Here is a 10,899-nt window from a genome sequence, read left to right on the forward strand (position 1 = left end):
ATCGGGTTTATTTGCCCAAAATCGACTGTTGCTCAACCGCTTGTTCCCATAACACCTCTGAGGATTCTGGCACTAAACTCAACTGCACCGCACAAGCTTTTAACTCCGGTTGTCCAGAATCCGGACAAGACTCTGGGTGCGTCAAGGTGTTTGCTTCTGAATTGGCTGCCCACAGCGCCCCCCAATGCATGGGGACAAATAGTGTCCCTGGCGCGATCGCAACAGTAACTTTCGCCGGAAAACGACTTTTGCCGCGACGCGATCGCACCTCCACCCAATTTCCCTCTTCAATCCCTAGTTTCTGGGCATCACGGGGATGGATTTCCAAAAACGGTTGTGGATGCATTTGCCGAATCTTGGGAATATGACCCGTCCGAGTTTGAGTGTGCCAGTGACCATAAAGGCGTCCCGTTGTCAAGACTAAAGGATAATTCGGATCAGGGGGTTCTGCCAATCCCCGTGAGTGATAGGCGGCAAACTTTGCCCGTCCATCGGCGGTGGGGAAGCGCCAATCGGTATACAATCGTTTTGAAGGGGTCAGGGCGGGTTCAGTCACGTTAGGGGTTGTGGGCAAAACGTTATCAGTAAAACCCGCCCCTACATCCGGGTTTTCTTCCGGATGGGGCCACTGAATCGGACCCTCCTTTAACCGCTCATAGCTAATACCCGTCATATCGCAAACCCGCCCCCGGGTGAGTTGCACGAACTCCCGATGCACCGCCGCCGAATCCGCAAAGTCAAAGTGTTCCGTAAACCCTAGACGCCGCCCGACTTCGGCAAAGATTTCCCAATCGGCTCTAGATTCGCCAACTCGGTTGCGGAATTGAGGACATAAGGTTACCACCCGTTCAGAATTCGTCATCGTCCCCGTTTTTTCACTCCACTGGGCGGCGGGAAGGATGACATGAGCATAGGCTGCTGTTTCTGTAGGATAATAGGCATCCTGATACACCGTAAACGGTGACTGATTCAACGCCGCTTTCGTGCGTTCTAAATCGGGCATACTCACCGCCGGATTCGTCGCCGCAATCCAGAGGAACCCTACCGCCCCCGTCTCTAACCCCAGGATCATCTCCCAAGCCGTTAAACCCGGTTCTGGGGAAATTTGTCCCGGCTTGAGTCCCCACAACTGTTCCAATTCTGCCCGATGCTGGGGATTTTTTACCAAGCGATAACCGGGGAGAATATGTGCCAGTCCCCCAGCTTCCCGTCCCCCCATCGCATTGGGTTGTCCGGTGAGGGAAAACGGTCCCGATCCCGGTCTACCAATGGTTCCGGTCATCAGGTGTAAATTAATCAACGTGCGGACTTTCGCGGTTCCTTCCGAGGATTGGTTCATCCCCATTGACCACAGAGATAGCACCCGTTGGGAATCACCCCAATATCGAGCCGCCGTCTCCAGTTCATCTAACCGAATCCCACATTTACGCGCGACAAGTTCGGGGGGATAGTGGCGAATGATATCGGCGTAGAGGGGAAAATCTCTGGTACATTCATCAATAAATAGGGTATTAATTTTACCCCAACGCATGAGTAAATAGGCAATTCCATTCAGCAGATCAATATCCGTACCCGGGCGAATCGCTAGATGTAAATCGGCGGCTTCTGCGGTGGGAGTACGCCGAGGGTCAACCACAATCATTTTCACCTTACGGTTCTTTTTACAATGCTTGTGCAGGCGATTAAATACGATTGGGTGACATTCGGCTGTATTTGTACCGATTAAAAAGGCACAATCGGTTTGTTCCAAATCCTCATAGCAGCACGGCGGACCATCTGATCCGAGACTTTGGATATAACCCGATACAGCCGAGGACATGCATAGGCGAGAATTGGCGTCAAAATTGTTTGTACCGAGACAGCCTTTGAGTAATTTTTGGGCGATATAATAGTCTTCGGTTTGAAATTGACCAGAACCATACATGCAGATGGCTTCAGGTCCTTGGGTAAAGCGGACAGTTTGCAGTTGCAAGACGATGCGCTCTAGGGCTTCATCCCAACTGACTTGTCGAAATGGCTGATCTAGGGAGTCTCGCATCATCGGATATTTCAGACGGTTTTTATCCAAGGATTCACTCACCGTTGCTCCCTTGACACAAACCTTTCCCTGGCTGGAGGGATGATCGCGATCGCCCCGCACTCGCCATATTGGTGTTCCTTCACTATCGCGATGGGTGGCTTGACCGAGTTGTGCGGGTGGTGTTACCTCTAAACCACAGCCCACACCGCAATAGGGACAAAGTGTTTTTGTGGAGTTAGTCATAGATTTTTTCAGGGAACAGGGAACAGGGAACAGGGAATTAAAATTTAGAAGTCATATCTTTTTGACTATCTTTGGGTTCAGGTTAAAGAAATTAATCAGGGCTTTTGGTATAAACAGCAACAAAAATTAAGGGGATATGAAAGAAATACATTGGAGAAATGCTAATTTTACAGAATGGTGTGAATCCCGTTACCGGGATTGAAACTCCAATACAAGCAAACTAATCCCAATTGCCGATAAGAGACGTAGCAGGCTACGTCTCTACAGATTTAACAATTAATAATTAACCATCAATGGTGTTGTTCATCCGCCAGAACCGGCAGACTTTCGAGTGCCATTTCGGTTTCTTCACCTTCATGATGGCTAGCAAAAGATCCTTTAGGTTCTCTGAGGAAGAACCAACAGAGGAAGGTAACAACTAATGCAGTAACTCCTAAGGTTTGGAAGAAAACTCGGTTACCGATATCGCCTTCGGGGAGCAAACTAAATAGAGTCAGATAAGCCACAGCACCAACATTACCATAAGCCCCAACATTACCCGCAATCTGACCCGTGACTCGGCGCTTGATTAACGGTACCATGGCAAAGGTAGACCCTTCACCGGCTTGGACAAAGAAGGAACACCCCATAGTGAGAATTACAGCCAAGGGTAGCCACCAACTCCCATTTACGGTACTCATCATCAGATAGCCAATTCCCATGCACCCTGTCAACACCGTCATCGTCCATTTACGGCTTCCTAAAGTATCTGAAATTAATCCGCCACCGGGGCGTGAAACTAGGTTCATAAACGCATAGCTAGCTGCAATCATTCCCGCTAATTGCCTACTTAACCCAAATGTTCCTTCAAAAAAGGCGGGAAGCATGGAGACAACGGCTAATTCTGAACCGAAGTTAACCACGTAAGTCATTTCCAGAAGAGCGACTTGAGAGAAGTTATACCGATCCTCAGCAGAATACCGTTTTTTACCCGTCATTAGCTCTTTATTCACATCCCAGCATTTGTAAGCTTGGAACAGATATAAACCCAACAGCGCTAACCAGGTAATAATTAATCCCGTTTGATCTAGGAAACCCACTTGACTCAAGCGCCAAGCCAAGACAGCCAGAATCCCCACCAGAGGAACATTCATCAGCATCAAGAATCCAAAGTCCCGCTTTGTGGTTACTTCTAAGCCACCGTGACGCTTGGGTTTCTGATAAACTTTACCAGGAGGGGTATCTTGAACGCTTCTGTAGTAGATGATGCCATAGATTGCTGCAATAATACCTGTAAGTGCGATCGCGAGTCGCCAGTTGACCATTCCACCCCCAGCGCCAATCGTCAATAACGCCGCGATTGTGGGTAGGGTAAAGGCGGATGCAGCGGAACCAAAGTTACCCCATCCCCCATAAATTCCTTCAGCCAAGCCAATTTCTTTGGGGGGGAACCATTCCGCCACCATGCGGATACCAATCACAAAGCCTGCGCCCACAATACTCAGCGCTAAACGGCTGATCACTAATTGGCTAAAGTTTTGAGCTAGGGAGAAGGCGATACAAGGAATTGCTGCATAAATCAGCAGTACGGAGTAGGTTAACCGTGGACCAAAACGGTCGAGTAACATGCCGATAATAATCCGAGCCGGTACAGTCAGCGCCACGTTACAAATCGCCAAGGTGCGAATTTGTGCCGCACTTAAACCTAACTCTTCTTGTACGGCTGTCGCTAGTGGAGCAAAATTGAACCAAACGACAAATGATAGAAAGAAGGCAAACCAAGTTAAATGTAAGATGCGGTATCGACCGCGAAATGACCATAATTCTTGCAGCATCAGTTACTTACCTATGTGTAAAAATTCCAGAATGGGGGTCTAATTTAATCGAGCAATTTTCTCATCCACTGAATGCGTCAATGGCTAAGGCAATCATCGCTCAAGGATAGACTTGTACCCTTTTCCATCGCTCTCAATTAACCGAAGTAATTTGTTTACGGTTCCCCGCTCTCAGGTACAACAATCACACCCTTGCCTGATATGTTTCGTATATTTAATTACAAAATTTGATTAAATATGCACTGACCGCATAAAATTAATTCTTTTATTGCATGATTATTTTCCTACATAACTGTTCCAGACGTAGCCTGCTACGTCTGGAACAGGAAGGCATGGCAAATCACCGGTGTGAATTATCCAAACAACTAATCTGGGCGGGTTTAGAGGCATCTGTTAGGTGTCAATCAATGTTAATCGTGAAACCCGCCCCTACCATTCCAACTAATCTGGGCGGGTTTATAGACATCTGTTAGGTGTCAATCAATGTTAATCGTGAAACCCGCCCCTACCATTCCAACTAATCTGGGCGGGTTTAGAGGCATTTGTTAGGTGTCAATCAATGTTAATCGTGAAACCCGCCCCTACCATTCCAACTAATCTGGGCGGGTTTATAGACATTTGTTAGGTGTCACTCAGTGTTAATTGTGAAACCCGCGTGTCAACTTAAGCCAAATCAGTTAGTGAGCAGGCTTCCAGGCACACTCTCGTTCCCAGGCTCTGCCTGGGAATGCCTCTGTTGAGGCTCCGCCTCCTTTGACAAGCGGCTGGAAACGAGAATGGGTAAGGGTTGTGACTTAAGTTGACACCAATGCACACCCCGTGCGCCCGATTTAATCGTAAAATCTATGCCACCATTTTAGCTATTAAATTCTGTACAAGATTTGGCGAATCGTTGATTGGGGATCAGGCTGAAATAAAGCCGTGATTAAATTGCCTCCTATATAAGGAATAGCACAGAAAACCCCCAGGATAGAACGCCATTTCTGCCAATTCAGCCAAGCGCGTCTGGTGGGATAAATGCGCCAGAATCGATTAACTGAACAGATCATAGTGTGATCAATTCCGCTGACATCATGCCACCATCCGGCAGGCAAATAAAGCGTGTCTCCTCGTTCGAGAATCACCTCTTGTTTATGTTCTAGGGCTTGCTTTAATTTAGGAAAAGCGGCAAAATCTGGCTGCTCTAAGGACACCTGACTAAAACAGCACCGCAATTTCATCCCATGGCGTAAATGAGCGAGAATGGGAAAGGGATAAAGATTGTAGGTTTGAGAGGGAGGAAATAAGACGATTTTTTTGACCCCATGAACTTGGATGAGGGTATTGTCCATAATATCGTAATGCAATCCAGAGCGATGGATGCCTGAACCCATATACATCTTAAAATCAGTGACAGGATGAGTTAACCCCAGTTTTTTGCCCAAGGTTTTCCAGCCAGATGTATTCGTCAGGGTTGTATTTTTTAGGGGAACTTTTCCTAGATAAAGGTCATTCTCTTGAACGTTACCACAGCGTAAAAGTTCGGCATAATTCGAGAATCCCATTGTTTCCAACGCAACGCCGCTGCCTACAGGAGAACGTTTAGACTGTCCGGTCTTATACTTAGCCCGCTCATAATTGCGAACGATAACCTGACAATCGCTAATCTTTGCACAAAGATACTCCAAAGTCCAGTCCGGTTCATTCTCCAGCAATCCGGTAATGACGACAGGTGTACCCGTTTGTTGATAGCGTTGGCTAAACTGTTCGGGTGTGAGTGTGGATATATCGACAAGCGGTATAGAAGAAATTGAAAGGTTCATTGGCATATCAAACTCCGCCAGAATAGATTGTCAATGGTTAGGTAAGCCACTGAAACCTCTAGCCTATGTCGGGAAGGTTAAACCGGGAATCGGGAACAAAAACTAAATAAACCCCATCTTGGCAAGGGTTCAACTTCATCCCAATCAACAGTTTCACTGAAATTAAAGAGTAGGGGAGGGAAAGATGACTGAGAGGATGTTGAAAAAACTTGACAATTTATGTAAGCAATGACAAAAATGATGGAATTTGTGATCGGTCATTGGCAAACAAGGACATGACTATGGGCAAGGGTTCGGTATGAAAAAATACCATAAAATGCCGGAAAATGTCGGCAAAACTGCCAAAAACGGATTTGGCTGGCGAGAAATGCCCAATGTCCGCTCAAATGTAACTGGTGTGAGGATGTTATGTCAAATTATGTACTGCCCCTGTTAACCGCGCTAACCCGACGGGTTAAAGCCAATTTCGTGAATAAGACGCATCAGACGGAGGCGGTACAGGAAAGGTTTCTCCTCACCCTGTTGTGGAGGTATCAGAACACGGAACTAGGGCGTAAATGGGGGTTGAGGGAGATTGGAACCATTGACCAATTTCGCGATCGCGTCCCGGTTTTGCCCTATAGTAGTTATGAACCCTACACGGAACGTATTTTCAACGGTGAGTCGAATATCTTAACCCCTGATCCCGTTGTTTATATCAATCTCACCAGTGGTTCCACGGGTTCAAAGAAGCTGATTCCAGTGACTAAGCGGTTTCAGAATTCCTTGCGCGGGGCTAATCTAACCAGTATGGGTTTTTTAGCCGATGCACTGAGAGTTCGTAACCGTAAGTTTGGTAAACTCTTGATTACCAACTCTGTACAACCCCTGGGACAAACCCCAGAAGGGATTCGGTACGGTTATGCTAGTGTTGGCGTGCTGCGGATGGGTAAGTTTCTGTACCAACAACTGTTTGCCCATCCCTTTGAAACCCTACAACCGGGGGATAGCCTAGTCCGCCACTATGTTTGTTTACTCTTTGCTCTACGCGATCGCACCATGCGGGGAATAATTGCTAATTTTCCCATGCTCCTGCTGCGAACGGCAAGTTATTTGGAAACTTACGCCGAAGATTTAATTCGGGATTTAGAAAAAGGGACAATTGCTGGCTGGCTGGACTTAGAATCAGGAATTCGGTTACAACTAGAGCATCAATGGTCTGCTGATCCCCAACGGGCGCAGGAACTACGAGACATTTTAAACCACGAGGGACGCCTAACCCCGAAACGGGTTTGGTCAGATTTATCCTTTGTCGCCACCGCACGCGGCGGTACATCGGATTTTTACTTTCACCGCTTTGGCGATTATTTTGGGGATACGCCTGTATTTGGGGCGGTTTATTCCTCCGCAGAAGCCACATTTAGTATCTATCCTGATGTAGACACCGATGGGAGTGTCTTAGCGATTGAAAGCGGTTTCTTTGAATTTGTCCCCGAAGACCAATGGGACGCCGAACATCCGAAAACTCTACTGGCGACTGAGGTTAAACTTGGGGAACACTATCGCCTTTTAACTACAAATTATAGTGGGTTTTATCGCTATGATATTGGCGATGTGGTAGAAGTTATTGGATTTTACAATAAGACGCCTTTGATTGTCTTCCGCTATCGTCGCGGCGGAACAATGTCGGCGACTGCGGAGAAGACAACAGAACACCATGCAACTCAGGTGATGCAAGCCTTACAACAGGACTTTGACGTACCTTTAGAAGACTTTTGTCTGACGCTATCGGAGAGTATTACCACCACTCACTATTTAGTCAATATTGAGTTAGCACCGGGTCAACATCTGGAAAATCCCCAAGGTTTTCTGGCTAGTTTTGACCGCAAACTGCAAGACGCCAATATGTCTTATGCGGTAAAGCGACCTGATAATTATATTCCAGCGCCCCGCCTACGGATATTAGCACCGGGTAGCTTTGCCATCGTGCGTCAGCGTCAGTTAGAACGCGGCGTTCCTGATTCTCAGTTGAAGTTTCCTCATATTAGCAATGATCGGCAGTTTTTGGCAGGGTTAGAAGTGTTAGAGGAAATCAGATTACCAGAAGATTGAAAAATGAAAAATGCCGTAGGGGCGAAGCTTATGCGCCCAGATTTCTCGGTTTTATACCAACGTACCAACGCATAAGCTTCGCCCAATCCCCATAGGCTATTATCTTTTCGGTTACACCCAGATGTAACTCGCGCCCGCCCCTCCCGTGAAACCTTAGGAAGATAAGGGAACAAACAAAGGACTAATGACCAATGATTAAACACTATTGGCAATCTGCTATTCTCACAATTTTGTTAGGGGGTCAAATTTTTGGGCTCGGTGCTGTTCAAGGGACAGAAAGACCGAAACGCACCTCTTGCCAAGCCCAGGATGAACTGACTGATACTGGCGGGGTGATAACGCCGGATTCCCGATTTCTGGAGGAATTAGTCACCCATTACCTCAACCGCATCCCCCTAGAAAAGGCGTCACCCAACTTAACTGTAACCTCAGCCGAACAATTACGCGATCGCTTTATAGAAAGACTCACTCCTATTTTAGGACAAAGTATTGGTTACAAGGCAGGACTCACGAGTACAACCGCGCAGAAACAGTTTAATGTCTCTCATCCCTTACGCGGGATTCTCTTAGCACAAATGCTCCTACCCAGTGGGTCAATCGTACCCGCTAATTTTGGCGCACGTCCACTGTTTGAAGGGGATTTAATCGTGAGAGTGGGGAGTGAGGCGATTAATGAAGCGACGACTCCCCAGGAGGTTTTAGCCGCCTTAGATGCGGTGATTCCGTTTATTGAATTGCCGGATTTAATCTATGAATCGGGGGTAAATTTAGACGCCGCTGACTTAATCGCGATTAATGTGGGGGCGCGTTTGGGGATTGTGGGTGAACCGATTCCCCTGACGGCTACTCCAGAATGGCAAGAACGGTTAGGTAATATTAAATTGGTGATAGTGGATGAAACCGGGAAAGAATTAGCCACAGGTAAAAGCAATGTATTATTAGAGCATCCCTTAAATATCGTTTTATGGTTGCGGGATGACCTGAAATCTGGGGGTAAGCGACTGAAAAAAGGCGATTTATTATCCTTAGGAACAATAACACCGTTAATGCCCGTAGAATCAGGAAAAACTATTCGCGCTCAATATTTCGGCTTAACGGAACAGGATGCTGTTGAGATATCCGTGAGTTTTGAATAGTTAAATTGCTTTGGGTTAAAACTGTTATAATTTATAAAATATATTTCTAGTTGCTATTTATGGTTGCTTCAATGAGATGATTATTAAACAGGAACCCGATTTATTGGATTGATGAAATAAGGCGGGGGAGCAGGGGGAGCAGGGGGAGCAATGATACATTTTCCCTGATAGCGGTGCAAGGGTATGAAAGTGTCAAAACTTAATTTAGAGGCGGGTGTATAGGTAGCTCAATGATAAATTCTGTTCCTTGACCCGGTTCGGAAATATAACGTAGCTGTCCGCCGTGTTTTTTAACAATAATTGAATGGGAAATCGATAAGCCCAAACCCGTACCGACGCCCACAGGCTTAGTGGTAAAGAAAGGGTCAAAGATGTGTTTGTGTAAGGCTTTGGGGATACCAATACCATTGTCGGCAATGCGAATGATTACCTGAGAAGAATTGAGATGATTATCGTGAGTTCTAACACTGGTACGGATTGTGATGGTTTTGGTAAATTCTAAATTATCATAATGTTTTGTCTTCTGTTCTAAGGCATCAATTGCATTATTGAGTAAGTTCATAAACACCTGATTTAGCTGACTTGGATAACATTGAATCAGGGGAAGTTTACTATACTCTTTGATCACTTGTATTTCTGAAGAAAAGACAGTCTTTTTTAATCGATGTTGCAAAATAAGTAAGGTGCTATTTATCCCTTCATGAATATTGACGACCTTTTGATCTGCTTCATCTAACCGTGAGAAGTTACGCAAAGATAATATAATTTCACGGATGCGTTCTGCTCCCTCTTGCATAGACTTGAGGAGTTTGGGAAAGTCTGCTCTTAAAAAATGCAGATCAATTGCCTCAATCTCATCTTGGATTTCTGGTATGGGTTCTGGATAGTGTTTCGCATAGAGTTCGAGTAAATGGAACAGGTTAAAAGCATAGTCACGGGCATAACTAATATTGCCATAGATAAAACTGATCGGATTATTAATTTCATGGGCTATACCAGCTATCATCTGACCCAAACTGATCATTTTTTCATGTTGAATCAGTTGGGCTTGAGTTTGTTTGAGTTGGCGTAAGACTTGCTTGAGCTTTTGGTTTTTGAATTTCAATCGGCTTTCCGACTGGCGCAAAGCTTCTCGGGTTTTCTTTTGCTTACTAATATCACGACCTTCTGGAATTAGTAGCACAACTTGTCCGGTCTCATCTTTCACAGGTTTGAGGGAAAAATCAATCGTAATTACCCGTTCTTCAGCGCCGACAACCTCCACTTCATACCGCACAAATTCACCCGCCGCCGCCGCCGCGATCGCATCTTTTAATTGTTCCTGGATTTGGGAAGAATGACTCCACCATCGGGTTTGCCAGAATGGACGCCCCGCCACATCTTCGCGCTGCAATCCGCCAAAATTTAATGCGGTTTGATTGGCTTCTAAAACTGTACCATCGGGTTTAAGCAAACCAATAAATTGAAACATTGCATCAAAAATCGCCCGGAATCGCCGTTCACTCTCTCGCAATGCATTTTCCGCCTGTTGGCGTTGCGCGGATTCCTGATGGGTATCGCTAATGTCGGTAATCATCCTCAACACACCGACAAACTCACCCTGAGCGTCTAAAATAGGCGTGGCAGAAACAATTGCCCATAACTCTGAGCTATCTTTGCGGCGAAACTTAAACGGGTGACGTTCTTGGATACCGTGGCGACGACGCAAGATATAGGTTCATGAACCGCGCCTTACTTCGTGAAGACGCGGATTGGCAGAGGGAACCTGCTCCGAAGTCATGAATAGGGCATGA

The 10,899-nt window shown here is 46.1% G+C and carries 6 protein-coding genes; 2 read left to right on the top strand and 4 right to left on the bottom strand.

Annotated elements, in window-relative coordinates:
- Positions 1-7: 7 nt before the first annotated feature.
- The 3 genes from ACLGGO_RS08725 to ACLGGO_RS08735 all read right to left on the bottom strand — a co-directional run bounded on the left by ACLGGO_RS08725 (position 8) and on the right by ACLGGO_RS08735 (position 5,879).
- The gene (locus ACLGGO_RS08725; RefSeq protein WP_446419002.1) at positions 8-2,263 is read right to left on the bottom strand and encodes a molybdopterin oxidoreductase family protein; all 2,256 of its coding nucleotides are present in this window, start codon (positions 2,261-2,263) and stop codon (positions 8-10) included.
- 290 nt (positions 2,264-2,553) lie between these two features.
- Entirely contained in the window at positions 2,554-4,077 is a 1,524-nt protein-coding gene (locus ACLGGO_RS08730) for an MFS transporter (RefSeq protein WP_446419003.1), read from the bottom strand.
- Positions 4,078-4,940: 863 nt separating this feature from the next.
- Positions 4,941-5,879: a cupin-like domain-containing protein gene (locus ACLGGO_RS08735; RefSeq protein ID WP_446419004.1), complete on the bottom strand. Its 939-nt coding sequence runs from the start codon at positions 5,877-5,879 to the stop codon at positions 4,941-4,943.
- Positions 5,880-6,287: 408 nt separating this feature from the next.
- On the opposite strand from ACLGGO_RS08735, the gene ACLGGO_RS08740 reads away from it, so the two are divergent.
- Positions 6,288-7,970, top strand: coding sequence for a GH3 auxin-responsive promoter family protein (locus tag ACLGGO_RS08740; RefSeq protein WP_446419005.1), 1,683 nt, complete (start codon positions 6,288-6,290; stop codon positions 7,968-7,970).
- A 191-nt stretch (positions 7,971-8,161) separates the two neighbouring features.
- Entirely contained in the window at positions 8,162-9,106 is a 945-nt protein-coding gene (locus ACLGGO_RS08745; protein ID WP_446419006.1) for a 2-keto-4-pentenoate hydratase, read from the top strand.
- Between the two features lie 199 nt (positions 9,107-9,305).
- On the opposite strand, the gene ACLGGO_RS08750 is transcribed toward ACLGGO_RS08745, so the two are convergent.
- Positions 9,306-10,814, bottom strand: a complete 1,509-nt coding sequence (locus ACLGGO_RS08750; RefSeq protein WP_446419007.1) for a PAS domain-containing sensor histidine kinase — start codon at positions 10,812-10,814, stop codon at positions 9,306-9,308.
- Positions 10,815-10,899: the final 85 nt, after the last annotated feature.

The organism is Coleofasciculus sp. (genome assembly GCF_046565525.1).
In the GTDB taxonomy this organism is placed as follows: domain Bacteria; phylum Cyanobacteriota; class Cyanobacteriia; order Cyanobacteriales; family Coleofasciculaceae; genus Coleofasciculus.

What these genes read in the sequence shown, in the direction of transcription:
- ACLGGO_RS08740 (WP_446419005.1), top strand. Translation starts at nt 6,288, where the DNA reads ATGTCAAATTATGTACTGCCCCTGTTAACCGCGCTAACCCGACGGGTT.
- ACLGGO_RS08725 (WP_446419002.1), bottom strand. Translation starts at nt 2,263, where the DNA reads ATGACTAACTCCACAAAAACACTTTGTCCCTATTGCGGTGTGGGCTGT.
- ACLGGO_RS08735 (WP_446419004.1), bottom strand. Translation starts at nt 5,879, where the DNA reads ATGAACCTTTCAATTTCTTCTATACCGCTTGTCGATATATCCACACTC.
- ACLGGO_RS08745 (WP_446419006.1), top strand. Translation starts at nt 8,162, where the DNA reads ATGATTAAACACTATTGGCAATCTGCTATTCTCACAATTTTGTTAGGG.
- ACLGGO_RS08730 (WP_446419003.1), bottom strand. Translation starts at nt 4,077, where the DNA reads ATGCTGCAAGAATTATGGTCATTTCGCGGTCGATACCGCATCTTACAT.